Source organism: Bordetella holmesii (assembly GCF_020735985.1).
GTDB lineage: Bacteria > Pseudomonadota > Gammaproteobacteria > Burkholderiales > Burkholderiaceae_B > Bordetella > Bordetella holmesii.
In genome coordinates, this window is the sequence record NZ_CP085973.1 from 1810298 (window position 1) to 1836023 (window position 25726).

Sequence of the window (25726 nt, forward strand, 5' to 3'; positions counted from 1 at the left end):
AGCCTGACTCCGGTACTGTCGCATAAATTACTAGCAAGCCTAACAAAAACGCGGCGGCGATCGGTTGGGTACCGTCGCGGCCGCGTCCTGGTCGCAAGCGCCCGGCATCTGCCGCGCGCTGCGCGGTAGCTTAGTCGCCCTTGCCGTAGCGTTCTGCGCTGCGCAGGATCTCTGCATGCGCAGCATCCACGCCCTTCCAGACCTTGACCTTGACCCACTTACCTTTTTCGAGGTCTTTGTAGTGCTCGAAAAAGTGCTGGATCCGGGCAACGTCCTCGGCCGGCAGATCCTCATAGGACTTGATATTGCGGTACGGCGGATAGAGCTTGTCCACCGGCACGGCCAGCAGCTTGGCATCGCCACCGGACTCGTCATCCATTTCAAGTACACCGAGGGCGCGGCAACGTACCACGGCGCCAATCTGGATGGGGAAAGGCGTGATCACCAATACGTCCGCGGGATCACCGTCTTCTGAAAGCGTCTGCGGGATATAGCCATAGTTGCAGGGATAGTGCATGGCAGTAAGCATGAAGCGATCCACGAAGATAGCGTCGCTTTCCTTGTCGACCTCATACTTGACCGGATCGGCGTTCATCGGGATCTCGATGATGACGTTGAAATCATCCGGCAAGCTCTTGCCGGCGGGGACGCGTTCGAAACTCATATTGGAACCTTGCTGAGTAGTAACTGAAAAGGAAATCAGACCTTGCCGGCGGGCTTGTCTTCGGGCACGGAGGTTTCGACTTGGAAACTACTGACCGGCGCCTCGAAGGCGGCCTGCGGAATGGGCGCGCTGTCGAAGTACTCTTCGATATCCACCGCAGAGCGCAACGGCACGATGGCCTGGGGCGCTGGCGGCTCTGCACGGCCGGCCTGCTGGGCATCGGGATCGAGCACGTAATCGGCAGCCACCGCGGGCGTTTGCAGCGCAGGATCCGCCGCAGACGCCGCATAGACCATCTCTTCACCTTCGACATATCCCCCCTCGGCATCAAGATGATGCGGATCCGATTGGGTGTCAGCAGGTGGCAAGGCAGCGTCGGTGGCCAGGATGGGCAACGCCATGCTTGCGGATGTTGCCAGACGCCAATGACGTGCTGCCTCCGACGGCCGGTTCAAGCGGTCATAGAGGCTACCGAGCAGAGCATGCGTCTGCGCATCGTTGCGACGAGCAACGCTGCGCTGCAGATAACGTTCGGCCTGCCCCCAAAGCTGGCCGTTGAGGCACAGCAAGCCCAAGGCCGTCAGAAAGCCGGCATCGGCGGGCCGCTGCTGCAACCAGATTTCAGCCTTAGCCAGCCGACGCGGGACTTGCTCTGCATCGCACCGCGCATAGGCGGCCACGAGCGCAGGATTGAATTTCACTGCGATGGCCGACTCCAGAATGCGGGCGGCCTCGGTATGATCGCCGGCCGCTTCAAAAGCAGCGGCCCCTGCCAACGCGATGGAGGGCAGCATACGCTCTTCGGCCTTGAGGTCTTTCCAGACTGCGCGCCATTGGTCGCTGCCGATACCCGCGCGTAGGCGGGCAGCCCCGGAACTATCGATCAGTTGCTCGGCCTCGGCCTTCGCCAGCGCGTTGCGCCGCGACAGCCCTCGAGCCAGCACGAATACACGCTCTTGGTGTCCCAAAGCTGTCTCGGCGCGCAGCAACAGGCGCATGGTGTGCAGATGGCGGGCCCCGCCGTCTTGCAAGGGAGCGAGAACCTCCAGAGCCTGGGCTGGCAGTCCCTGATCCAGAAGCATATCGGCCGCCACCGTGGCGGTGGCTTTGATGAGACCGGCGTCGGCACCCGCCTCTTCACGGGCACGCTCAAGCATCTGATCACGCCGCGCAAACTCACCCAATCCGTGTTCAGCCCGTGCCGCTGACAAGGCGGCCAGCACGCGACGGCCGCTTACCTTGGTCTGCTCAAGCAGTTTGACCAAGTCTTTTTCCGCGTGTGAGAAACGCCCTTCCAGCAGGCTGATCCAGCCACGCTCGAGGAGTTCGTGGTCACGAGCCTGGGCACGACGGCCACGCCACGCACGAACGCGATCAGGAATGGCGACCAGCCAGGCCAGCAGCCGCAGCCCGATATACAGCGCGGCAAAAAGCGCCACGAGCAACAGTACGGCCAAGGTCAACGACATTTCGAATCGCCACGGCCACACCAAGATCAGCACATTGCCCGGATGAGCACGCAGCACCACGGCGATCGCAACAGCCACGCAGGCCAGCAGGAGAGTCCAGAACCAGGTACGCATGTGTTCAGTCCTGCTCGTCGGACTTGAAACCCGCCGCGCGCAGCGCGGCGATCCCGTTGAGGCTATCGGCAACATCGGGCACGCGCACCGCGATATCGGTCTGCGCCAGATCACGCGTCAGGCTGAGTGCGGCCTGAGTTTCGGGCGACCGGGGATCGAAGTATTTGGTCAGCGTGTCGCTGATATTGTCCAATTCGCTCTTCCAGACGGCAGGTTGACGCATCAGCATCGCCAACTGCAAGGACAGCAGGCGCTGATGAAGAACCGACCGCAGATCCGCTGCCTGGTCCGTCGACAGCAACAGCGCGGCAGGCTGATCAACGCGCTGCACACGGATCAGATCACCGAGCTCGTTGGTCAACGCAGCACCGGCACGCCCGGGCCAGGAACCCAATTCCGCACGCCAACGTTGCCACCACGGCGCATCGGCTGGCAGGGGCTCGGTAGCAGGCGCGGGCATCATCGAGCGCGCGCGGGTGGCAGACTGCGGGGTGAGATCAGGCGCAGCGGTGTCGGGCACGATCAAAGGTGCACGCCCTACCAGGGTGACCAGGCGCTCAATACGGCCGGACACCGCCGGAATATCAACCGTGCTTACGGCGCGCAGGCGGTCCAGATCGCCGTTGATGGCCTGCTGCAGACTGGCAAACCGCGGGCGGTCGGCACGGGCCAAGCGCGCCTGAGCGGACTCCAGCGCCACCACGGCATTGTTGACGTTGCCGGCTAAGCGCAGTTGCTGGCTGGCCACGGTGATCATCCGATCGACGTCATTGGCGAGCATTTCATCGCTGGTGCCGTCGTTGAGATTCTGCATTGCCTGTTGCAACGCACTGTACTGGCTTTGCGTCTCGCGGACCTTGCCTTCCAGATCGGCGACGCGCCCGCTTTGCGCCTGCGCCAGGGACAGCGCCTCACGTACATCGTTGCGCGCCTGAAGCAGATCGCCAGACAGACGATCCAGGCGTGCTGCGACTTCCCGGCCGTTTTTGGCGGACTGCTGGCGCAGGTTCCAGAGGGCCGCCCCCAGACCTATGGCAAGCAACAGGACGATGATGAGCGCCGTGGACAGCGCGCTGCCCTTGCGGGCGGGTTTGATCGGCTTGGCGGTTTCCGGGGGACGCTCGGCAGGACCGCCCGTCGAGGGGCTCGGCGGAAGAGAAGAGGTATTGTCTGTCATGACGCGATTGTATTCGTTGATGGCATTAAACGACGACTCAAGCAGCAGCAAAGGCCTCGAATATCGCCTCATCAGCAGGCATGCATTCTTTTACCATTGCTGCCGCACCCTCGCCAGCAAGCGGCAGGCACCGCCTCAATACAGGATGTGTGATGACGTAACGGCACTGCGGCCACCACGTCTGCAAGCCGGCGCGCGTCAATTGCGCGCCAATGGCATCGATGCCTTCGGCACTCGTCATCAGCCAGGTCACTTGCCGGCCCTGAGCGGCCCACAAACGTACCGACTCAAGTTGGGCAGCATCCCATTGCGCGGGTAAACGGCGGTAAATGGCATGGACGGTGACCTCTGCGCCAGCTTGACGCAGTTGATCAGCCAGCCAGTCGCGACCCCGTGTGCCACGCAACAGCAAGACTTTGCGCGGCATGACTGCACGCGCCCTGATGACGCGCCACAAGGCCTCCGAGTCGTGCGTCGGAGCTGCTTTATCGGGGTATAAAACTGTTGTATTTGCGCCAAACAAACCCGAACTCAACAAAGAGCGCGCGCTACTCGGGCCGACCGTGGCGGCCATCGTGGCAGCAGGCCAGTCTCCGTGCGCCGGATAAACCTGACCCAGATAGATACGCGCCGCATTACCCGAGACAAAGATCACCAAATCGAAGTCTTCCGGGCGCGGATGGCCTGCAGCGGGCGCCGGCAGGGTATCGAGCAAAAGTGCCGGCCACAGGCGCACGTCCCAGCCGGCATTGCGCAGACGCGCAGCCAGAGCCTCATTGCGACCAGCGGGCCGGGTCAAAATGGCCAAAGGTGACATCAAAGCCCCCTGCAGGATACGTCGTCTAGGCTATTGAGGATCTTGCAGCAGCTCGGCGAGGATGTCACCAGCACCGTTATCGAGCAGGTCTTGGGCGACGGCTTGCCCCAGTTGTTCGGCTTGGCCGCTGGGCCCGACGCGTTCGCTGCGCACCCTGCGCACGCCGTCGATCGACGAAACCAGGGCCTGTATCCGCAGATCCGGGCCGTGCAGCTCGGCGTAAGCAGCCAGAGGCACCTGACACGACCCGCCCAGCATGCGCGAGACCGCGCGCTCGGCGCTCACGCAGGCAGCCGTACCAGGGCTTGCCAACGGGGCGAGCCAAGCCCGCAAGTCATCCCGGTCATCCCGGATCTCAATGCCCAGCGCACCCTGCCCGGCGGCCGGCAGGCTTTGTTCAGGAGATAGCCTGGCACGTATGCGATTGCCGTACCCGATGCGCTCCAGCCCGGCTGCCGCCAAAATAATGGCGTCGTACTCGCCCTGATCGAGTTTGCCCAGGCGGGTGTCCAGATTGCCCCGTAACGGTTTGACCACGAGATCGGGACGCGCCGCGCGTATCTGCGCTTCACGCCGTAGACTGGAAGTCCCCACGATGGCGGCGCTGGGCAAGGTTGCCAGCGACTCGTGTTGATTGGACACGAAAGCATCTCGGGGATCGGCCCGCTCCAGTACGGCCGACAAGACGAACGGCGAAAGCAGTTCGACGGGCACGTCTTTCAGGGAGTGCACTGCCAGGTCGGCACGACCGTCGAGCAATGCGTTTTCGAGTTCTTTGACAAAGAGGCCTTTGCCCCCGACCTTTGAGAGCGTGCGATCAAGGATCTGATCGCCGCGCGTGGTCAAGGTCAGCAATTCGACCGCGCAGGCCGGATACAGCGCACGCAGCCTGTCTCGCACGTGCTCGGCTTGCCAGATGGCAAGCCGGCTCGCGCGGGTGGCGATTACCAAACGTTGCGGCAACGACACGTCGCAGCGTCAGTTGAATGACGACACGATGACCGTGGTCACCACGCCGATAATTGCCAGGATAAACAGGCCTTGCAGCAGGCTGAGGCCCGATTCGGATTGTTGCAGATTTTCAGTCTTACGCAGACTCATGCGAGGATTCCTTGGAGGCGTTTTTTTTGCGGCTTGCCAGCCAACGTCCCAGGACTATGACCAACAGCGCACCGACAACTTCGACGGTAATTTTAACCGCCTGCAGCTGTTCGCCAATTTGATTAACCACAAACACGTCAGTGACCAGCATTCCACCGGCTATCCAGCCCAACAAGGCGGCGCCGAACAGCACCACCGTCGGAAAGCGGTCGATCAACTTCAGGACCAGAGTGCTACCCCAGATGATGATAGGCACACTGACGATCAGACCGAAAACGACCAGGCCGATCTGGTGATCGGCATGCGCGTTCTGCGCAGCGCCGGCAATGGCGATGACGTTATCCAGGCTCATGACGAAGTCAGCCACGATAATGGTCTTGACCACTGCCCAAACCGACACGCTGCCCTTGATATTGCCGTGACCGTCATCTTCAGGAATCAGCAATTTGACGCCGATCCAAAGCAACAGTACGCCGCCGACGATCTTCAGGAAGGGGATATTCAACAGCGTCAGGGCGAAGGCAATCAGCACAACGCGCAGCAAGATGGCGCCCGCCGTGCCCCACAGGATCCCTTGCATTCGTTGCTTGGGGGGCAGGTTGCGACAAGCCAGGGCGATAACGACGGCATTATCGCCACCCAGCAAAATGTCGATCAGGATGATCTGAAAGACAGCAGCCCAACTGAGGGTCTGAAAAAACTCAAGCACTTGAAGCTCCCTATGGCGTTCTTAGAGGTATTTCACCGCCTGCCGCCCCGGGCAATTCAAGCCTCAAACGCAACAGGGGCGGCCGCCTCCCTTTCCGCGCAGCGGAAGACAGCGGCACAACCCCCGATTGTAGTTCAGCTTTCAGTCAGCTTTCTGACGATTCGACAAAAACTTTCCGATTGCCAAGACCAGCAACGCGCCAATCGCTCCGCTAAGCAGCGCAAATTGATGTTGCGTCACCCCCAGCATGGTGTCGACTCGCTGGATGGAATCCTGCAAGGCGGGGTCCCCCACCAGCAGCTCCCCGGCGATGAAACCGAGCAAAGCCGCACCCACCCATACGATGAGTGGAAAGCGTTCGATGACCTTGAGCAGCAGGGTACTGCCAAAAATCACCAGCGGGATACTGATCGCCAGGCCCAGCACCAGCAAAGTGGTGTCACCCATGGCAGCCGCCGCCACAGCCACTACGTTATCCAAACTCATGACCAGGTCGGCAATCATGATGGTGCGAATGGCCGCGAACAGCCCACCATTTTGCTTGCCATCACCCTCATCCTCCCCTTCGGGCAGCAGCAGGGTGACGCCGATGTAGACCAGCAAGACGGCACCGATCAACTTGAGCCAGGGCAACATCAACAGCTTGGCCGCCACGAGGGTCAGCAAGATCCGCATGATGATGGCCGCGGCCGAACCTACCGTGATGGCCTTCTTTTGCTGATGCGGGGGCAGCGACCGAGCCGCCAGTGCAATCACCACGGCGTTATCGCCCGACAACAGAATATTGACCCAAATGATCTGGAGCAGCGCGATCCAGAATGCAGCAGAACTGAGTTCCATGCCTCTCTTTCCTAGAATGATCCCCTAGGTGGGGTTATGTATACAAGAGCGAAAGCGCACCTGCCGTCTCTTTCGATTGCGAGCCGGGACGGCTGTTTTTTTCGTGCGCGGATTTGCGGAGAAGGACTCCCCTCACCTTTCATTATAGTTTCTAAGCCCTGTCCACTGACTTTCCAGACGTTTCAGGTACATAAAAAAGCTGTCTGGAAGTTTAAAGAACAGGGACGCAGACAGGCCAAGGCAAAAAAAATCCGCCCTCGAAGGGCGGATTTTTTCGGGACGGAAGGTTAAGCGGCTTACAGCACCGACTTAAGCAACTTGCCCATTTCGGAAGGATTGCGGGTAGTCTTGATGCCGCATGCTTCCATGACTTCAAGCTTGGCGTCGGCCGTATCGGCGCCGCCGGAGATCAGCGCACCAGCGTGACCCATGCGCTTTCCAGGAGGAGCGGTGACGCCGGCGATGAAGCCGACCACGGGCTTTTTCATGTTGTCCTTGGCCCACTCGGCCGCGGCAACTTCGTCCGGACCGCCAATTTCGCCAATCATGATGACGGCATCGGTGTCGGAATCGTCGTTGAAGAGCTTCAGGACATCGACGTGCTTCAAGCCATTGATGGGGTCACCACCGATGCCGACGGCACTGGATTGGCCCAGCCCCAGTTCGGTGACCTGTGCGACGGCTTCGTACGTCAGGGTGCCGGAGCGGCTGACCACGCCGATGCGGCCCTTGCGATGAATGTGACCTGGCATGATGCCGATCTTGATTTCATCAGGGGTGATCAGGCCGGGGCAGTTCGGGCCCAGCAGCAGCGTCTTGCTGCCCTTGTCGCGCATGCGGTTCTTCAGTTCGAGCATGTCACGCACCGGAATGCCTTCGGTGATGCAGATGACCAGGTCCAGATCGGCCTCGACGGCCTCCCAGATGGCAGCCGCAGCGCCGGCCGGCGGCACATAGATCACCGAAACGGTAGCGCCGGTGCCGTCCTTGGCATCCTTGACCGATGCGTAGATGGGAATGCCTTCGAAGTCTTCACCAGCCCGCTTGGGGTTCACGCCGGCCACGAAGGCGGCTTTCCCATTGGCATACTCACGGCACATACGGGTGTGGAACTGGCCCGTCTTGCCCGTGATGCCCTGGGTGATGACTTTGGTGTCCTTGTTGATCAGAATCGACATTTGTGAATCCTTGGCAATTTTTTACTTGGCAGCGGCGACGACCTTGGTCGCGGCTTCGGCCATGGTGTCGGCGCTGATGATGGGCAGGCCGGATTCGGCAAGCATCTTCTTGCCGAGTTCTTCGTTGGTGCCCTTCATACGTACAACCAGAGGCACGCTGAGGTTGACGGCACGGCAAGCAGTGATCACGCCTTCGGCGATGACATCGCAACGCATGATGCCGCCGAAAATGTTGACCAGAATGGCCTTGACACCCTTGTTCTTGAGCATGATCTTGAAGGCTTCCGTGACCTTCTCGGCAGTGGCGCCACCGCCGACGTCCAGGAAGTTCGCCGGCTCGCCGCCGAACAGCTTGATGGTGTCCATCGTGGCCATGGCCAGACCGGCGCCGTTAACCAGGCAGCCGATATTGCCGTCGAGCTGGATGTAGGCGAGGTCAAACTTGGAGGCCTCGACTTCGGCCGGATCTTCTTCGTCCAGGTCGCGGTAGGCAACGATTTCCGGATGACGGAACAGGGCGTTGGAGTCGAAGTTGAACTTGGCGTCCAGGGCGATGATGTTGCCCTTGCTGTCGCGGTTCAGGGGGTTGATTTCGACCAGGGAAGCGTCAGTGTCCATGTAGCACTGGTACAGCTTCTTGAAGACGTCGACGGCCTGAGCGGTCGAATCTGCCGGCAGGCCGATGGAGTCAGCCACCTTCTTGGCCTGAACGTCGGTCAGGCCAACGATCGGGTCGATGTACTCGGTGATGATTTTTTCGGGCGTGGAATGGGCAACCTCTTCGATGTCCATGCCGCCTTCGCTCGAAGCGATCAAGGCTACCTTCTGGGTGGCGCGGTCGGTAACCAGCGACACATAGTATTCCTTCTGGATGTCCGCGCCGTCTTCGATGTACAGACGGTTGACCTTCTGGCCTTGGGGGCCGGTCTGATGCGTGATCAGTTGCATGCCCAGGATCTGCGAGGCCAGTTGGCGGACTTCGTCCAGCGAGCGGGCCAGCTTGACGCCACCGCCCTTGCCACGGCCACCCGCATGAATCTGCGCCTTGACGACCCAGACCGGGCCGCCCAGCTTCTCGGCAGCCGCGACGGCCTCATCTACGGAAAAAGCGGGAATACCGCGCGGCACGGGTACGCCAAATTGCTTCAGCAGTTCCTTGCCTTGATACTCGTGGATTTTCATGTGTTACCTGTCAGGACGAATGAGAAAAAGAAGGTGACTCGGATGTCGCGTCGGCCGTGTCTGGCGCACTATCCCCCGTATACCACCGGGGATAGTACTCAAGCACAACGGGTCCGTCTGTGCGCAGTGCATGACAGCCATCCAGTTGGAAGGGACGCTGACCCTCCTCGTTGGCGGTTTCGCGCCGGCGGTTGGCCATCATCTGCACTGCGGCCGTGGGCAGGACCTGAGACAGCTCGGTCATGTGCGTACAGCCAGACACACGTCCAAACCGCTCTTTGACCCGATGCCGGAATGCTTTGAGCAGATTCAGTCCAACCAGACCGCCATATGCCTCGTCGATCGCCATACAGGAGGCCTCGTAGGGAGCCGCATCGTAGACAGCCTGAGCCGCCACGACGTTGAACTCTTCATCGATGGTGAGACGCAGATGCATGCGATGAATGGGGTCGCCAGCTTTGAAGATTTCGCCATTTCGCTTGGGGAAATCGTAGCCCTTTACATCAATGAGCTCGGCTTCGAGATCGAACAGACCGTCCTGACGGCCATAGCATTGCACGCGTATGGAACGCGTATGCAGAGGCTGGCGGGAAACATCGGGCGGTGGCAAGGGCATAGGTAGGCCTGCGGGCGACTTTTTGGCGCAAGGCAGCAAAACCATCAAAGTATAACGCAGGCGCCCTGAATGACTGCGCGGGCGATTGCGCCACCAACACTGACCCCGGAACGCCCCTCTACCTGCGGACTGAAAGAAAACCGGCCGCCAATGAGTGAGGCGACCGCAAAGAAAAAGGTTCATCGCGGAATAGCGTGGAGCCGTGCTTGATTGCCGTTACGCTTGATCCTTGATTTTTCAAGGATCAAGGCCGGGATCATGCTGGACCGCAAGACGATCGAGAGGTTGGGTGGGTGGGAAGGTTATCGGGTGGAGCGGGTCGTGTGGCCTGAAGGTGAGAGCCGGACGGTCACGATTTACCTGAAGCCTTCAGCGCGAACGATGCACTGCGAGCACTGCGGCAACCGATGTCGGCAGGTGCATGAGACGACCACGCGCCGGGTGCGGGATCTGCCGCTAATGGCGCTGCGAGTGACGCTGGTAGTGCCGCGTCGGCGGGTCTGGTGCGAGCAGTGCGGTGGACCGCATCTGGAGAGGCTGAGCTGGCTGGGCCGTTACCAGCGAGTGACCGACCGGCTGGCCGAGGCGGTCAGCCAGTTGCTTGAGTCCAGCAACATTCTGGCCGTGGCGCGCTTCTTCCAACTGGGTTGGCACACGGTCAAGGCGCTGGACAAGGCCCTGCTGCGACGGGCGATCCAAGAGCCGGACTGGAGCCAGATCCACTACCTAGCGATGGACGAGTTCGCTCTACACAAGGGCCATCGTTATGCCACGGTCGTTGTCGATCCGATCCGCCGTCAGGTGCTATGGATCGGTGATGGCCGCTCGCGCGAGACGGCCAGAGCCTTCTTCGAACAACTGCCAACTGGGGTTGCCCAGCAGATCCGGGCCGTAGCGATCGACATGACGACGGCCTATGAGCTGGAGATCCAGGCCAACTGCCCCAACGCCGAGATCGTCTACGACCTGTTCCACGTCGTGGCCAAGTACGGCCGTGAAGTGATAGACCGGGTGCGTGTAGACCAAGCGAACCAGTTGCGGCACGACAAGCCGGCCCGCCGGGTGATCAAGTCCAGTCGCTGGCTACTGCTGCGCAATCGCAAAAACCTCGATCCGTGCCAATCGGTAAAGTTGGACGAGTTGCTCCAGGCCAACCAGCCTTTGCTCACCGCTTATCTGATGCGCGATGAGCTCAAACAGCTGTGGTTCTACCAACACCCCGGCTACGCCCGCCAGGCATGGGATCACTGGCTGCAACAGGCTCAGGGCAGCGGCATCGCCGCCTTGGCTCACTTCGCGCTCAAGCTAAAAGCCTATCTGCACGGGATTCTGTCTCGCTGTCGCCACCGGCTCAACACCAGCATCGTCGAGGGCATCAACAACACCATCAAAGTCATCAAGCGCCGCGCCTACGGCTACCGCGATCAGGAGTACTTCTTCCTCAAGATCCGGTCTGCATTCCCCGGTATTCCTCGATGAACCAAGAAAAAACCCGCACCGCCAACCGGTGCGGGTTTAGCGGGCCCGCCTCCGATCAGGCGACCTGACGCAGGTTGCGGGCGGCCTGAACCATTCCGACCAGGGCCGCTTCGGTTTCGGGCCAGGCCCGCGTCTTCAGACCGCAATCGGGGTTGACCCAGAGACGTTCTTTAGGAAGGCTTTTTGCGGCTTTCTCCATCAGGCCGACCATCCAATCCACGTCGGGGACGTTAGGCGAATGGATATCGTAGACGCCCGGGCCGATATCGTTGGGATAGCGGAAATCCTCGAAGGCCTTGAGCAACTCCATATTGGAACGCGAGGTCTCGATGGTGATGACGTCGGCATCCATTGCCGCAATGGCTTCGATGATGTCGTTGAACTCCGAATAGCACATGTGCGTGTGGATCTGCGTGTCATCCGCTACGCCCGCCGTACTCAGGCGGAAACAATCCACAGCCCAGCCCAGATAGTTCTGCCAGTCGGCCCGCCGCAGCGGCAAACCCTCCCGGATGGCCGGTTCGTCAATCTGGATTACCTTGACGCCGGCCTTCTCCAGATCGACGACCTCGTCGCGCAGCGCCAGCGCCAGTTGGCGGCAGGTTGCCTCGCGGGGCTGGTCGTCGCGGACGAACGACCATTGCAGAATGGTTACCGGACCGGTCAGCATGCCCTTGACCGGCTTGTCAGTCAGGGACTGCGCGTAAGAAGACCAGCCCACCGTCATGGGAGCAGGACGCGCGACATCGCCAAAAATAATGGGCGGTTTGACGCAACGCGAGCCATAACTCTGCACCCAGCCATTCTTGGTAAAGGCGAAACCGGCCAGCAACTCACCGAAATACTCGACCATGTCGTTGCGTTCGGGCTCGCCATGCACCAACACATCCAGGCCGACCTTCTCCTGAAAGCGGATGACCTCCTCGATTTCCTTGCGGATGGAGCTTTCGTAGGCAGAGTCGCTCAGGGCGCCGGCTTTCCAGTCCCGGCGCAACGCACGGATTTCGGCAGTCTGTGGGAAGGAGCCAATGGTGGTGGTCGGAAAAGCGGGAAGCTTGAGCCTGGCCTGCTGCTGGGCGATACGCTGAGTAAAAGGCGCACGATCGCGAGAGACCTGGGCCTCGCCCGCCATGCGTCGGCCGACGGCCGGATTGTGGATGCGCGGTGACGCCCGGCGAGCAGCCAGCGCGGCGCGTTGTGCGGCCAGCCCGGCCTGGACGTGCTGGGAAGCGTCGCCACTGAGGGCACGCCCCAGAAGATCGAGTTCTTCCAACTTTTGCGCGGCAAAGGACAACCAGCTCTTGAGTTCGGCGTCCAGTTCTGTCTCTGCGGCCAGGTCCACCGGCACGTGCAGCAGCGAGCAAGACGGCGCCAACCAGAGGCGGTCGCCCAACTGCCGAGCCACAGGAAGCAGGACCTCAAGTGTTTCGTCCAGATCGGTGCGCCAAATATTACGGCCATTGATAACGCCTGCCGAAAGGACCTGATCCGTCCGTAAAGCCCTGACGACGTCGTCCAGTTGCTCCGGCGCACGCACCAGATCCACATGCAGGCCAGCCACGGGCAACGCGGCAGCCGTCGCCAGATTGTCTTTCAAACCATCAAAATAGGTCGCCAGCAGCAGTTTGACCGGGCTGTCGGCAAGCGTGGCGTAAGTCCGCCGGAAAGCATCCAGCCACGCGGGGGGCAAGTCCAGCACCAGAATAGGTTCGTCCACCTGAACCCACTCCACGCCGAGATCCGCCAGACGTTTCAAGACCTCTTGATAGGCAGGCAACAGATTGGTCAGCAGCGTGAGTTTGCCATCATCGGCTGCGCCCGCCTCGAACGCGTCGCCCTTGCCCAAGTAGAGCCAGGTCAGCGGACCGGGGATGACCGGCTTGACAGCATGACCCAGCGCCTGTGCCTCCTTGACCTGTTCGAACAGGTACTCCCGCGCAATGCGATAGGTCTGGCCAGGAACCAATTCTGGGACGATGTAGTGGTAATTGGTATCGAACCATTTGGTCATTTCGCAGGCAGCCGCCGGCTTGCCACTGGGCGCACGTCCGCGCCCCATGCGAAACAGCGTATCCAGACTGACAGGCTCGGACTCAAGCTGAGCAAAGCGCGCCGGCACCGCGCCGAGCAACGTGGTCCACTCAAGAATGTGGTCGTACCACGCAAAATCACCCACTGGCACCATGCTCACCCCGTTGGCGGCCTGACGCTGCCAATGCGCGGCGCGCAGTTCGCGGCCGGTGGCCAGCAGTTGCTCGGGCGTTTGCTTGCCGGCCCAATAGGCTTCGACGGCGCGCTTGAGTTCGCGCTGGGCACCAATCCGCGGAAAGCCCAGGTTATGAGTAATAGTCATATGAATATCCAGCCAAGACAAATTAAATTCAAGTCAGGCCGCTATTCTCCCGACAAACCAAGCTGAGTCAAAATCAATCTCCACATGCATTACTTGAGAAATTTTCATACAATAGGGTTTTGCCTATCTTCCTGTCTTCATGCTTGAGATCCGCCACCTCGAAACCCTGTCCGCCATAAGAGACGGTGGCAGCCTGCAGGAGGCTGCAGAGCGGCTGCATCTGACGCAATCGGCGCTGTCGCACCAGCTGCGCGACCTGGAAACCCGGCTCGGTACGCCGTTATTGAATCGCCGCACCCGCCCCGCGCGACTGACAACGGCGGGGCTGCGTGTACTGGCGCTGGCCGATGAGGTCCTGCCCCGGCTGCGTGCGACGGAGCGCGACCTGATGCGGCTGGCAGCGGGGCGGACCGGACGACTGCATCTGGCCATTGACTGCCACTCGTGCTTTCAGTGGCTGATGCCAACGCTGGATGTATTTCGTGCTCAATGGCCGGACGTGACATTGGATTTGTCTGCGGCATTTTCATTTGCACCCTTGCCCGCCCTCGTGCGGGGCGACCTGGATCTGGTCATCACGTCAGATCCGCAGGAGCTGGAAGCCGTGCAGTACCTGCCGCTGTTTCGCTACGAGCTGGTGCTGGCCGTTTCCGCAAACAGCCCTCTGGCCGATTTGCGGCATGTCGCGCCCGAACACCTGGCAGACCAGACATTGATCACCTATCCGGTAGACCGCCAGCGGTTGGACATTTTTACGGCGTTTCTTGATCCCGCCGACGTCGAACCTGCCGCCCTGCGGCGCGCCGAGCTCACGCCCATGATTGTGCAGTTGGTCAACAGCCAACGAGGTGTGGCGGCATTGCCCAACTGGGCAGTCAGCGAATATGTCGCACACTCCCCCCTGAAGCTGCTGCATTTGGGCCCGCAGGGTGTCTGGCGCACGTTATATGCGGCGGTGCGCGACGAAGATCGCGACGCCTCTTACATTGATGAGTTCTTGACGATCGCGCGCGACATCAGCTTTAAGACGCTAAGCGGGATCAAGGGCACCAAGCAGTAACGGTGCTCAGGCCGACTCGTCATCGCCCTCGCCGAGCAGACGGCGAATGACGTCGTGGGCAAAGCCGCGCGAGGCCATAAAACGGGCCTGTTTAGTATATGCACTGCGATCCTGCGGTTTGACACCATAGCGGCGTCGCCATACTTCGAGGGCACGGTCGTATTCGGTTGCGCGCAAACCGTCACGTAACTCCGCGACATCGGCGTCCTCGACCCCGCTTTGCCTTAACTCTTGCAAAATGCGCGCCGTGCCTTGTCGTGGAGCCCGTCGATGGACCAGGCTTTGTGCGAAACGCGCATTGGACTGCCACCCCTCTTTTTGCAGGGCGTCGAGCACGGTTTCGATTTCTTCGGCACTTTCGGCATAGGCACGCAGCTTACGCGCCAGTTCGACACGAGAGTGCTCGCGGCGAGAAAGGTACGCCACCGCGCGCGCTTTCAGGCTTGGGCCATCGGGGCGCGCCCGGGGGGCTGACGTATCATCAGACGGAGCCAGCGTCTCGAATTCATTCTCGCGCTGTTGACGCTGACGCTGGCTATCGAAAGAACGCGTGATCATGAAACACCGCAAAGCGTGAGCCAGAGGGAACTCCCCCTGGCGTGCTCAATCTTCGGAGCGTTCTTCGGCGCTGGGGGCAAACTCTGCCGCCCGGCTGACGATGCCTTGATTTTCGCGAACCTTGTTTTCGATCTCGATCGCCATGGCCTTGTGCTCTTTGAGATACTCGCGCACGTTGTCCTTGCCCTGGCCGATGCGATTGCCGCTATAGCTGTACCAAGCACCAGATTTTTCAACCACGTTGGCAGCTACGCCCAGGTCGATGATCTCGCCTTCGCGCGAAATGCCGGCACCATACATGATGTCGAACTCGGCCTGCTTGAACGGTGGCGCCACCTTATTTTTGACGACTTTGACGCGAGTTTCGTTGCCGACGACTTCGTCGCCTTTTTTGATGGAGCCAATGCGACGGATATCCAGGCGCACAGAAGCATAGAACTTCAGTGCATTGCCCCCGGTGGTGGTTTCGGGGTTACCGAACATCACGCCGATCTTCATGCGGATCTGGTTGATGAAGATCACCATACAATTGGTGCGCTTGATAGTGGCGGTCAGTTTGCGCAGAGCCTGGCTCATCAGGCGCGCCTGCAGACCCGGCAAGGAGTCGCCCATCTCGCCCTCGATTTCGGCCTTGGGCACCAGAGCCGCGACCGAATCGATAACGATAAGATCCACCGAACCGGAGCGCACCAGTGCATCGGTGATCTCGAGCGCTTGCTCGCCGGTGTCCGGTTGGGAGATGAGCAGATCCGCCAGGTTGACACCCAGCTTGGAGGCGTATTGGACATCCAGCGCGTGCTCAGCATCGACGAAGGCACAAGTGCCGCCGATCTTCTGCATTTCGGCGATGACCTGCAGTGTCAGCGTGGTCTTGCCCGAGGATTCGGGGCCGTAGATTTCTACGACACGGCCCCGCGGCAGACCACCCACGCCCAATGCGATGTCGAGACCCAGCGAACCGGTGGAAACGACCTGGATGTCGTGCTCGACCTCATTGTCGCCGTAGCGCATGATCGAGCCCTTGCCAAACTGCTTTTCGATCTGGGAGAGCGCTGCGGCCAGGGCCTTGGCTTTTTCCGATGCGGCCTTGCTGGTTTTGTCGTCCATGGAGAGTCCTATATGTGTGGCCGGGCAGGAGCCGGCCAGACGGGTCGAGCGGGTCTATCGTGCCAATCGTTGCGGGCCGGCCCCCGAAGGGCCACCCCGCTGGATCAATTGGGTGCGAACGCGGATTATGGCATCGGAGTATACTGTATAAACAAACAGTATGCGTAAGTTTTCCACGTAATCCCTGAGTGGCAAGGGCTGCGGCCTGTGACAGAATGGCTCGCAACACGGAAGGCACACTACCCGCAAAGCGCTGGCAAGCCCGGCGTCGCAGGGGCCACCGCCCCCCCCCCTTCGAAACAGCCTGCCGGCGCACGCCGGCCAACTACCGCCGTACCGCATGCGCATCCTGATTGCCGAAGACGACAGCATCCTGGCCGATGGCCTGTCGCGTTCCCTGCGCCACAATGGCTACGCAGTGGATGCCGTGCGTGACGGGCTCGCCGCCGACTCGGCGCTGGCGGCCCAACCCTTCGATCTGCTCATCCTCGATCTCGGTCTGCCTCAGCTGACTGGCCTTGAAGTGCTGCGCCGCCTGCGGGCGCGCAATTCGGTGCTACCGGTGTTGATCCTGACGGCGGCCGACAGCGTCGAACAACGCGTCAAAGGCCTGGACCTGGGTGCGGATGACTACATGGCAAAGCCTTTCGCACTCTCGGAACTCGAAGCGCGCGTGCGCGCCCTCACCCGCCGCGGCGCGGGCGGCGGCGCCACCGTCATCCGTCATGGACGACTTGTCTTTGATCAGACCGGTCGGGTGGCGACGGTGGACGAGCACACTCTCGATCTTTCGGCTCGCGAGGTCAGCCTGCTGGAAATTCTGCTGGCCCGCAGCGGCCGTATGGTGAGCAAGACGCAGCTCGTCGACCACCTTTGCGAATGGGGCGAGGAAGTCAGCACCAACGCCATTGAAGTCTACGTCCATCGCCTGCGCAAAAAACTTGAGCCCAGCGGCGTCAAGATCATCACTGTGCGAGGCCTGGGTTATTGCCTGGAACGTGATCAGGGTGCCGCGGCCTACCCGCTCGCCAGCTGAGCCGCCCGCCCACGCGGAGATCAATCAGGAGGCCCTGGAGGCGCTGCGCGGCGGCGCCAAAGGGCCGAGCTTCGCGCCTCCGCAACGATCATTGCTGGGCGAAATCCTCGACTGGATGCTGGCGCCACTGTTTCTGCTTTGGCCCATGAGCGTGGCCATCACCTATGTCGTGGCGCAAAACATCGCCAACGCCCCTTACGACCGTACGCTGGCCAACAATCTGCACGTCCTCACCCGGCAGATTCAGGCCGAAGATGGCCGGGCTGTCCTGCACATGAGTGATGCGGCACGCGAGGTACTACGTGCCGACGAGACGGACAGTGTGTTCTGGCTGGCATTGGGCAGCCGCGGCGAGTATCTGGGGGGAGACCGCGCCCTGCCCCTGCCTCCGCTGGCGGGCCAGCCGCGCCCTGGCCAGGTCTTGTATGCCGACGACAGTTTGCGCGGCTTCGATATCCGCCTGGCCTACACCTGGGTGGATCTGGACCTTCCCGGGACGCAGCCACCGCTGCTTATCGTGGCCGAGACCGGGGAGAAACGGGCTCAACTGGCCAACGACATCATCAAGGGCGTGATCATCCCGCAATTCGTCGTCCTGCCCGTAGCGGTGCTGCTGGTCTGGTTCGGGCTCTCGCGCGGGGTCGCCCCACTCAATGCGCTGCAGCAACGCTTGCGCGCGCGCAGGCCGGATGACCTGTCTCCCATCGACGAGCATGCCGCGCCTTCGGAGATCGCACCGCTGGTGGCGGCCATGAATGACCTGCTCGACCGACTCTCGTCCAATGTCGAGGCTCAGCGCCGCTTCGTTGCCGACGCCGCCCATCAGTTGAAAACACCCCTTGCCGGACTGCGCACCCAGGCCGAACTGGCGCTGCGCGATGCCAGTCCCGACGAGATGCAGTCCAGCCTCAGGCAGTTGGTGACTGGATCAGATCGCGCAACGCGCCTGGTCAATCAATTGTTGCTCATGGCGCGCGCCGAAACACCGGATGCGACCGGAATGTCGCGGGTGGACCTCAACGCCATTGCCTCGGAGCAGACCATGCATTGGGTGCCCCAGGCGCTGTCCATTCAAACTGATCTGGGCTTCGAGGGTTGCGACCAGCCAGTGGAAATCCTGGGAAACCCGATTTTGCTGGGCGAACTCATCAACAATCTGGTGGACAATGCCTTGCGCTACACCCCTCGTGGCGGCCACATCACCTTGCGGGTAAAAAACGAAGGCCGCCAGGCCGTCCTCGAGGTCGAGGACTCCGGACCCGGCATTCCGCCCGAAGAGCGCGAACGGGTCTTCGACCGCTTCTATCGCGTGCTTGGCACGGTCGCCGACGGCAGCGGCCTGGGATTGGCCATCGTTCGCGAGATCGCGCAAAAACACCACGCCAGCGTGCTCGTCGATAGTCATCCCAGCGAACACTCCGAATTGCCGGGCACGCGCATCGCTGTGACGTTCGAGGAGTACGCCACACTTACCTCGCCGGATCCTCTCTCTTGACCTAGGGAATGCCCGCAAGCCCCCCGGAGAGCGTCTTATTTAGTAACACACGAAAGATTGGGGTAAGGGTTACGTCAGAACCTCGTCAGTCTCGCTCCTTACCTTGTCGAGCATGCTCAATGCCGGCAAGGCATCGGGACAAGGAGCACGGTGGACTACCACCGGCCGAAAACGAGGAGACTTCATGAGCACAACGACGTTGCCGGGCCGCGGCCCTCAACCGGATCCACGCCCAATGACCAGGGACGAGCGCAAGGTGATTTTTGCCTCGTCACTCGGTACGGTGTTCGAGTGGTATGACTTCTATCTGTACGGCTCGCTTGCCGCCATCATTGCGCAGCATTTTTTCTCGGGTGTGAACCCGACTGCCGGCTTCATCTTCGCGCTGCTGGCCTTTGCCGCCGGCTTTGCCGTACGCCCCTTCGGCGCACTCGTGTTCGGCCGCCTGGGCGACCTGGTCGGACGCAAATACACCTTCCTGGTCACCATCGTCATCATGGGCCTGTCGACGTTTCTGGTCGGCGTGCTGCCCAGTTACTCTTCCATCGGCATCGCAGCTCCGGCCATCCTGATCATCCTGCGTCTGCTGCAAGGCCTGGCGCTGGGTGGTGAATATGGGGGCGCGGCAACGTACGTGGCCGAACATGCTCCCCATGGCCGGCGCGGCTTTTACACGAGCTGGATTCAGACCACGGCGACCCTTGGCCTGTTTCTGTCGCTGCTGGTCATCCTGGGCGTGCGCAACTACATGGGAGAGGACTCCTTCAAGGAATGGGGCTGGCGCATTCCCTTCCTGATCTCCGTGGTGCTGCTGGGCATATCGGTCTGGATCCGGATGCAACTGAGCGAGTCGCCCACCTTCCAGCGCATGAAGGAAGAAGGCAAGGGCTCCAAGGCGCCGATCGCCGAATCCTTCGGCCAATGGCGCAACCTCAAGGTCGTGATCCTGGCGCTGCTGGGCCTGACCGCCGGCCAAGCCGTCGTGTGGTACACGGGCCAGTTTTATTCGCTGTTCTTCCTGACGCAAACGCTGAAGGTCGACCCGAATACGGCCAACATCATGATCGCGATCGCACTACTGATCGCCACCCCGTTCTTCGTGATCTTCGGGTCGCTGTCTGACAAGATCGGCCGCAAACCGATCATCATGGCCGGCTGCCTGATCGCTGCCCTCACCTATTTCCCGATCTTCAAGGCCATTACCGCCTACGCCAATCCGGCGCTGGCCGCGGCCCAAGCCTCCGCGCCGGTTACGGTGATAGCAGATCCGGCCACGTGCTCCTTCCAGTTCAATCCGGTGGGCACGTCGTCGTTTACCAGCTCCTGCGATGTGGTCAAGTCGTTCATGGCCCGCAACTCGGTCAACTACGAGAATCAGTCCGCTGCGGCTGGCTCTGTGGCCCGCGTGAAGATCGGCAACGATGAGTTCCAGTCGTTTGACGGCAAAGGCCTGCCGCCGGCCGAGTTCAAGGCCAAGGTCGCCGAGCTGGACAAAGCGCTGACCACTTCCATCCGCGCGCATGGTTATCCGGCCAAGGCAGACCCGGCACAGACCAACAATGTAATGGTCGTGCTGCTGCTGACCATCCTGGTGATCTATGTGACCATGGTGTATGGCCCCATCGCTGCCATGTTGGTCGAAATGTTCCCCACCCGCATCCGCTATACCTCGATGAGTCTGCCGTACCACATCGGCAACGGGTGGTTTGGCGGTTTCCTGCCTCCGGTGGCCTTCGCGGTGGTGGCAGCCACGGGCAATATCTACGACGGCCTGTGGTATCCCATCATCATCGCTGCCATGACCCTGGTGATTGGTACGCTGTTTGTGCGCGAAACCAAGGACAACGACATCAACACCTGAAGCACCGTTCCCCGCCCGGCTGGACCGCTGCGCCAGTCGGGCCTTTCAAAAGCTCCCGTGCGGAGCTTTTTTTTCGGCCAGGGGCGAGAGAGCGCCATTTTCAGGATGTTGTCAGACCCCCGACAGTAGACTGAGCGCTCAGATTACGGTCTTGCGCTTTCCTCGCGAACAAACGATCCCCTGGACGTGAGTTGCAGGGCAGTACTCTGACACCGATGCCGTGTCCCCCGCGAGCCTTTTTGACGCGGTATTGTGTGCCCCGTATCGGCCCGGCGTTTGCCGGGCCGTCTTTTTTCCGCCCGGAAAAAACAGGTCGGCACGCCGCCGCACGCCACGATCGAATCGCGCTCACGCTAAAAGGGCTGAGCCCGGTAGTGCACCGGGCTCAGCCCTTTCCAGGTATCGCTTCTGACCTCGCCCAGCTGGAGGGCAGCGCAACGCCAGCCCTGCATGAGGCTTACGGCCAGAGATGCTTAGCGGCGCATGCCAGCCCCGATTACGAGCACGCCGACAACCAACGCCGCCACGCTCGCCCAAGTCGGAATTGCCACGGACTTCTCGGTTTCGGCGGTTGCCTTGACCGAACCGATCTGCAGCACTGTCTCTTCGGAGTTGTAGTTAAAGCCTTTGTAGATCAGGCCAGCCGCACCCAGGACTATCAGAATTGCACCTACGATGGTGGCAGGTTTCATCGCCCATCCCCTTTCTGTTGTTGACGATGGGCGGCAAGTTACAGTAAGCCGGCGCGCCTGTCAGTGACAGAGCGTGTCATATCAAACAATCCTGCCGGCAGGCCCCATGGGGTGCTGCCCTCGTATAGAATCTACGCTTTTGCCCGACGCCATGTGGTTCAAGAATCTCAAGATCTATCGGCTGTCCGCCCCCTGGATGCTGACCGGCGAGCAGCTTGAAGAAAGCCTTGCGCGACACGCCTACCAGAGTGGCAACAATCTGGAAATGCAAAGCCTGGGCTGGATCTCGCCGCGCGAGAATGCCAGCCTGGCGCACAGCCTGAATGGGCAAATCCTGCTGTCGCTGCGCGCCGAAAAAAAGCTGTTGCCGACCACGGTCGTCAATCAGGTCGCGCGCGCACGCGCCCAGGAAATCGAAGAGCAGCAAGGCTACAAGCCTGGCCGCAAACAGATGAAGGAAATCAAGGAGCGCGTCACCGACGAACTGCTGCCGCGCGCCTTCAGCGTCTACCGCGACACGCGAGTCTGGATCGACACGACCAACCATTGGCTTGTGATCGATGCGGCGGCCTCGGCCAAAGCCGATGAAGTCATCGGCATGCTGGTCAAGACCGTCGACCCTCTGCCTCTGGAAAACCTCTATGTGGCGCAATCACCAGCAGCGGCCATGACGGGTTGGCTGGCCGCCGATGAGGCTCCGGCCAATTTCTCCATCGATCAGGACACCGAGCTACGCGCCTCAGGAGAAAGCCGTGCTGCCATCCGATACGTGAAACACAGCATCGACGCCGATGATGTCCGTCGCCACATTCAGTCTGGCAAGCAATGCACGCGCCTGGCCATGACCTGGGCAGATCGTGTGTCGTTCGTGCTGACTGAATCCATGGACATCAAATGGGTCGCTCCCCTGGACGTATTGAAAGAAAACCCCGAGAACGCGGCCTTCAACGAGGATGAGAAGTTCGATTCCGACATGACGCTCATGACCGGCGAACTGGCAAAAATGCTTGCCGAACTGGTCGAAGCGCTCGGCGGCGAGAAGCGCGACTAACGCCTGCTGCGCGGCCACTACGACGTCAGTAGCACCACGCGATTGCGCCCGGTATATACCGGGCCCATGTGTTTTAGGGCGTGGCTGCGGCCGGGTAATACCGGCCGTCGCGGACACTAGTCCAAACCATGAAACGACGAATCATCCGGCCCGACGTGGGAGGGGTGACGCCAGGTGACGTCCCGCATGGAGTGCTGCACCAGACCCTCCACGCCTAGCAGAACCGCAAAAATGGCCATCCGCACGGGAATGCCGTTGTCAGTCTGACGGAAAATCGCCAGCCGAGGGTCATCATTGAGATCCACACTCAGGTCATTGGCACCCGGGCGGCTATCGCGCGGCAAAGGATGCATGACGATGGTGTCCGGCCCGCAGTAGGCATCCACAATGGCCCGGCTAACCTGAAACTCGGCCGTGTAGCCTTCGCTGGACTCTTCATTGGCAAAACGCTCTTTCTGCACCCGAGTGGCGTAGATCACATCCGCACCCGCCAACTCGGCCAGGGAGGACTTCTGCTCGATCACGTTGTCGTTGCGGGCGGCCTGCTCCAGCACGTAATCGGGCATCTCCAGACCCGGCGGAGAAATCAGCGTAAAGCGCAGGCCCTTGTACAGCGACAGCAGCTTGATCAGCGAATGCACGGTACGCCCATACTTGAGGTCACCCACCATCGCGATGTGCGCGCCGTCGAGCAGCTTACCCAGCCGGGAAAACTCGGTGAGAATGGTGTAGAGGTCAAGCAATGCCTGGCTGGGGTGCTCTCCGGGACCATCGCCCCCATTGACGACCGGAATATTGGTTGCCGCAGCAAACTCAGCCACCGACCCCTTATCGGGGTGCCGGATGACCATGGCATCGACATAGCCGCTCATCACTCGGCTGGTGTCGTAGATGGATTCGCCTTTGGCCATGGACGAAAACGTAAAGCCCGTGGTGTCACAAACCGACCCGCCCAGACGGCAAAAAGCCGAACCGAAACTCACTCGGGTACGCGTGCTGGCCTCAAAAAACAGGTTGCCCAGCACCGCCCCCTCGAGGACGCGCGATACTTTCTGGCGTCGGGCAATGGGCTGCATCATGTCTGCCACCCGAAAGAGATCCTCGACCGACTCGCGTGTAAATTGGTCGACGGAAATCAACTGATGTTTGCCGTTCAGGGCGATACGGTCGCACAAAGGGCCACCCTGTACGCTTTGCGTATATTTTTCGAGCAAATCCCGATTTTGCACGATTTCGCTGATAAAGCGCTCAACCACTTCCGGCATGGCGCGAAATTCCTGCGACCCCTCGGGTAGCAACCAGGTGTCCAGCGCACGGCGTTTGACGCCAATGCGTGCGGCAAAGACATCGCGGGTAAGATTGAGACGACGCATGGCGTCGCGCAGAAAGGCTTGCTGGGAGATAGACATGGCGAGCGCCCTGGTTATATACGCATTGCGCATATTATTCCACGGTCGCCATCGCGTAAAGTAGGGGCATCGAAAAAATTGCCCGCGGATTCAGGTTGTTGCGTATTGGTCGTCGGACGAAGCCACAGCACCGCCCAGACTGAGCCAACAGCCGGCGCCAAAACCGGCAATACTCGATCCATAGCAGACCAGCGCCAACAACATGACCGGCCAGAACAGCCAGAGCCGCGCCCCACCGACAAGAATCCGGGCGCAGGCAAACAGCACGAAGGCCAGGCCTGTCGCAGCCATACCCGCCAGAAAACATGCCAACGGCCAGGATAGATCGCCTGGCGCCACTTCGCTGCCGATGATGCCCAGCGAAAAAGACATCAATAGCAGGCAAGCTATGCCGTTTAGCCAACCCGCCCAGCGCACCGCCGAACCCAGGAGCAGAAAGACGCCGCTGACGGCAGGATTGCTCATCGCGACACCCTATTGCTGCGCACGGCAGACAGGCGTGGAAGACTCGATGGACCGACGCGCCGCGGCAATTTCGGCGGTATCCCAGACACCCTCGGCCAGTACCGTGACTGTCACCTGCGCCTGATTGGCGAACTCGGCCGGCTGGGTATTGATACGCTCGAGGATCTTGGCAGGCTCAGTTTCCTTGTGCACCAGGATCTCGTTGGGCAAGCCACGGTCTCCGACAGACCGCTTACCCGCATACACGACTCCGTAAGGATGCGCCCGCACCTCATGGCAGACACGCACATACTCACTGGCGCGGCGCAGGGCCGCCATCGGATCGGCATTGACCACGAAGGTCTCGCTGACTCCGGCGACGTCGCGCTCCTGCAACCCCTTGCTGGCACAACCGCTCAACACGACGGCGATCGCCGCCAAACCCATCCACTGGCGCATGACACTGACCTCAGCCACAAAATTCTCGAAGGCCCGATTATGCAACAGCCCGCGGCAAAGGCACTGCATTGCCGCGGGCTGACCCTGACTGACCGACCTTATTTGTTGGCCGCGCCCTGAATGGCTTCGCCACCGCGCTCGATGTCCTTGCCGGCACCTGCAACGGTATTGCAGCCGGCGGACACTGCGGCCATGGCCAAGACGATGATCATGAGGGCTTTGTGTTTCATGGGATCTCCTAGTCTTTGAATAAGAACAGCAGGTCGTGAACTGGATGCTGACGCTCCAGGCGCAGCCAGAATACCGCAGCGCCTCAGACTTGTCGCGCCAGCAAAAGAAGCGGCCAGGAGCTTGGGCTATTCAACCTCGAGCAGCACTCCCTGCCCAGATAATGAGCAGGGGGCGCAAGCCATTGAGCAAAAAGTCTTTTTTGATGTTTGCCCGAACCTTTCCCAAGGCTTATCCACCGTCGCGGTGCAAAACCGCCTCTAGGCCGACAGAGCCGTCAAAGGCCCCGACCAGGGCAGCGCATCGATGCGAAAACGCGTCTCCTGGTAGCCTCCGTCGGCATCGACCAACAGGCGATCCTCGATGGCCTGGCCAAGCGCACGGCGGCACAGCCTTTCCATATCGTCGGAGATGGACTGAAAAACGCCGTCGGGAATACGCAGCCGTAAATTGGGCTCGGCCACCTCGCCCTGATTGAAGCGCCCGATATGGATATGCGCCGGATAACCGTGCGGGCACCATACGCCAATGACGAATTTGCCTTGCACGCCGGTATCCGCGACAAAACCGGGATGATCGTATTTCGCCGTTCCCATCCTGCAAGCCTCCCATGAACACAGACAGTGT

26 protein-coding genes are annotated in these 25726 nt (G+C 60.8%); 6 read left to right on the plus strand and 20 right to left on the minus strand.

The annotated features are described in order from the left end of the window. Positions 1-130 precede the first annotated feature (130 nt). From ppa to LK440_RS08700, 11 genes are all read right to left on the minus strand, one after another. Positions 131-664: an inorganic diphosphatase gene (ppa, locus tag LK440_RS08655; protein WP_005013580.1), complete on the minus strand. Its 534-nt coding sequence runs from the start codon at positions 662-664 to the stop codon at positions 131-133. A gap of 35 nt (positions 665-699) precedes the next feature. Then, positions 700-2247, minus strand: a complete 1548-nt coding sequence (locus LK440_RS08660) for a heme biosynthesis HemY N-terminal domain-containing protein (protein ID WP_005013579.1) — start codon at positions 2245-2247, stop codon at positions 700-702. A 4-nt stretch (positions 2248-2251) separates the two neighbouring features. Beyond that, complete coding sequence (locus tag LK440_RS08665) at positions 2252-3424, minus strand: uroporphyrinogen-III C-methyltransferase (protein ID WP_025341426.1); 1173 nt, start codon at positions 3422-3424, stop codon at positions 2252-2254. 37 nt (positions 3425-3461) lie between these two features. Then, positions 3462-4241: a uroporphyrinogen-III synthase gene (locus LK440_RS08670; RefSeq protein WP_005013577.1), complete on the minus strand. Its 780-nt coding sequence runs from the start codon at positions 4239-4241 to the stop codon at positions 3462-3464. Positions 4242-4271: 30 nt separating this feature from the next. After that, positions 4272-5210, minus strand: a complete 939-nt coding sequence (hemC, locus tag LK440_RS08675) for a hydroxymethylbilane synthase (protein WP_005013576.1) — start codon at positions 5208-5210, stop codon at positions 4272-4274. Between the two features lie 9 nt (positions 5211-5219). Further along, positions 5220-5342 (minus strand): hypothetical protein, encoded by a 123-nt coding sequence (locus LK440_RS17875; RefSeq protein ID WP_005013575.1) that lies wholly within the window; start codon positions 5340-5342, stop codon positions 5220-5222. Beyond that, complete coding sequence (locus tag LK440_RS08680) at positions 5329-6051, minus strand: TerC family protein (protein ID WP_005013573.1); 723 nt, start codon at positions 6049-6051, stop codon at positions 5329-5331. The genes LK440_RS17875 and LK440_RS08680 overlap by 14 nt, the downstream gene beginning before the upstream one ends. 141 nt (positions 6052-6192) lie before the next feature. Continuing rightward, on the minus strand, positions 6193-6891 hold the full coding sequence (locus tag LK440_RS08685) for a TerC family protein (protein WP_005013572.1): 699 nt from the start codon (positions 6889-6891) through the stop codon (positions 6193-6195). A gap of 296 nt (positions 6892-7187) precedes the next feature. Then, entirely contained in the window at positions 7188-8069 is an 882-nt protein-coding gene (sucD, locus tag LK440_RS08690; protein ID WP_005013571.1) for a succinate--CoA ligase subunit alpha, read from the minus strand. 21 nt (positions 8070-8090) lie between these two features. Continuing rightward, the gene (gene sucC / locus LK440_RS08695) at positions 8091-9251 is read right to left on the minus strand and encodes an ADP-forming succinate--CoA ligase subunit beta (RefSeq protein WP_005013570.1); all 1161 of its coding nucleotides are present in this window, start codon (positions 9249-9251) and stop codon (positions 8091-8093) included. 10 nt (positions 9252-9261) lie between these two features. Then, the gene (locus tag LK440_RS08700) at positions 9262-9867 is read right to left on the minus strand and encodes a DUF2889 domain-containing protein (protein ID WP_005013569.1); all 606 of its coding nucleotides are present in this window, start codon (positions 9865-9867) and stop codon (positions 9262-9264) included. A gap of 258 nt (positions 9868-10125) precedes the next feature. Between LK440_RS08700 and LK440_RS08705 the strand changes: the two genes are divergently transcribed. Then, positions 10126-11346: an ISL3 family transposase gene (locus tag LK440_RS08705; protein WP_005011985.1), complete on the plus strand. Its 1221-nt coding sequence runs from the start codon at positions 10126-10128 to the stop codon at positions 11344-11346. A gap of 55 nt (positions 11347-11401) precedes the next feature. Here LK440_RS08705 and metE read toward each other — a convergent pair whose 3' ends face one another. Further along, entirely contained in the window at positions 11402-13699 is a 2298-nt protein-coding gene (gene metE / locus LK440_RS08710; RefSeq protein WP_005013568.1) for a 5-methyltetrahydropteroyltriglutamate--homocysteine S-methyltransferase, read from the minus strand. Positions 13700-13838: 139 nt separating this feature from the next. Here metE and LK440_RS08715 point away from each other — a divergent pair, with 139 nt between their 5' ends. Next, positions 13839-14759: a LysR family transcriptional regulator gene (locus LK440_RS08715; RefSeq protein ID WP_005013567.1), complete on the plus strand. Its 921-nt coding sequence runs from the start codon at positions 13839-13841 to the stop codon at positions 14757-14759. 6 nt (positions 14760-14765) lie between these two features. On the opposite strand, the gene recX is transcribed toward LK440_RS08715, so the two are convergent. Both recX and recA read right to left on the minus strand, forming a co-directional pair. Continuing rightward, positions 14766-15317, minus strand: coding sequence for a recombination regulator RecX (gene recX, locus LK440_RS08720; RefSeq protein ID WP_005013566.1), 552 nt, complete (start codon positions 15315-15317; stop codon positions 14766-14768). A 45-nt stretch (positions 15318-15362) separates the two neighbouring features. Next, positions 15363-16424, minus strand: a complete 1062-nt coding sequence (gene recA / locus LK440_RS08725; RefSeq protein WP_005013565.1) for a recombinase RecA — start codon at positions 16422-16424, stop codon at positions 15363-15365. A gap of 340 nt (positions 16425-16764) precedes the next feature. Here recA and LK440_RS08730 point away from each other — a divergent pair, with 340 nt between their 5' ends. The 3 genes from LK440_RS08730 to LK440_RS08740 all read left to right on the plus strand — a co-directional run bounded on the left by LK440_RS08730 (position 16765) and on the right by LK440_RS08740 (position 20816). After that, positions 16765-17460: a response regulator transcription factor gene (locus LK440_RS08730; protein ID WP_005013564.1), complete on the plus strand. Its 696-nt coding sequence runs from the start codon at positions 16765-16767 to the stop codon at positions 17458-17460. Positions 17461-17575: 115 nt separating this feature from the next. Continuing rightward, positions 17576-18955 (plus strand): sensor histidine kinase, encoded by a 1380-nt coding sequence (locus LK440_RS08735; protein WP_100225812.1) that lies wholly within the window; start codon positions 17576-17578, stop codon positions 18953-18955. A gap of 184 nt (positions 18956-19139) precedes the next feature. After that, on the plus strand, positions 19140-20816 hold the full coding sequence (locus LK440_RS08740) for an MFS transporter (protein WP_032965851.1): 1677 nt from the start codon (positions 19140-19142) through the stop codon (positions 20814-20816). Between the two features lie 473 nt (positions 20817-21289). On the opposite strand, the gene LK440_RS08745 is transcribed toward LK440_RS08740, so the two are convergent. After that, positions 21290-21508, minus strand: coding sequence for a hypothetical protein (locus LK440_RS08745; protein WP_005013561.1), 219 nt, complete (start codon positions 21506-21508; stop codon positions 21290-21292). A 151-nt stretch (positions 21509-21659) separates the two neighbouring features. Here LK440_RS08745 and LK440_RS08750 point away from each other — a divergent pair, with 151 nt between their 5' ends. Beyond that, the gene (locus LK440_RS08750; protein WP_005013559.1) at positions 21660-22559 is read left to right on the plus strand and encodes a recombination-associated protein RdgC; all 900 of its coding nucleotides are present in this window, start codon (positions 21660-21662) and stop codon (positions 22557-22559) included. Between the two features lie 116 nt (positions 22560-22675). Here the strand turns inward: LK440_RS08750 and LK440_RS08755 are convergent, their stop codons facing one another. The 5 genes from LK440_RS08755 to LK440_RS08775 all read right to left on the minus strand — a co-directional run bounded on the left by LK440_RS08755 (position 22676) and on the right by LK440_RS08775 (position 25695). Then, positions 22676-23968 carry an aspartate carbamoyltransferase gene (locus LK440_RS08755; protein ID WP_005013558.1) on the minus strand — a complete coding sequence of 431 codons (1293 nt, stop codon included), beginning with the start codon at positions 23966-23968 and terminating at the stop codon, positions 22676-22678. A gap of 90 nt (positions 23969-24058) precedes the next feature. Then, positions 24059-24433, minus strand: a complete 375-nt coding sequence (locus LK440_RS08760) for a hypothetical protein (protein ID WP_005013556.1) — start codon at positions 24431-24433, stop codon at positions 24059-24061. 9 nt (positions 24434-24442) lie between these two features. Next, entirely contained in the window at positions 24443-24871 is a 429-nt protein-coding gene (locus LK440_RS08765; protein WP_025341425.1) for a BPTD_2524 family lipoprotein, read from the minus strand. A gap of 98 nt (positions 24872-24969) precedes the next feature. Beyond that, complete coding sequence (locus LK440_RS08770) at positions 24970-25101, minus strand: entericidin A/B family lipoprotein (RefSeq protein ID WP_005013553.1); 132 nt, start codon at positions 25099-25101, stop codon at positions 24970-24972. A gap of 258 nt (positions 25102-25359) precedes the next feature. Continuing rightward, a complete protein-coding gene (locus LK440_RS08775; RefSeq protein ID WP_005013552.1) occupies positions 25360-25695 on the minus strand; it encodes a hypothetical protein in 336 nt (111 codons plus the stop codon). Between the last annotated feature and the right edge of the window lie 31 nt (positions 25696-25726).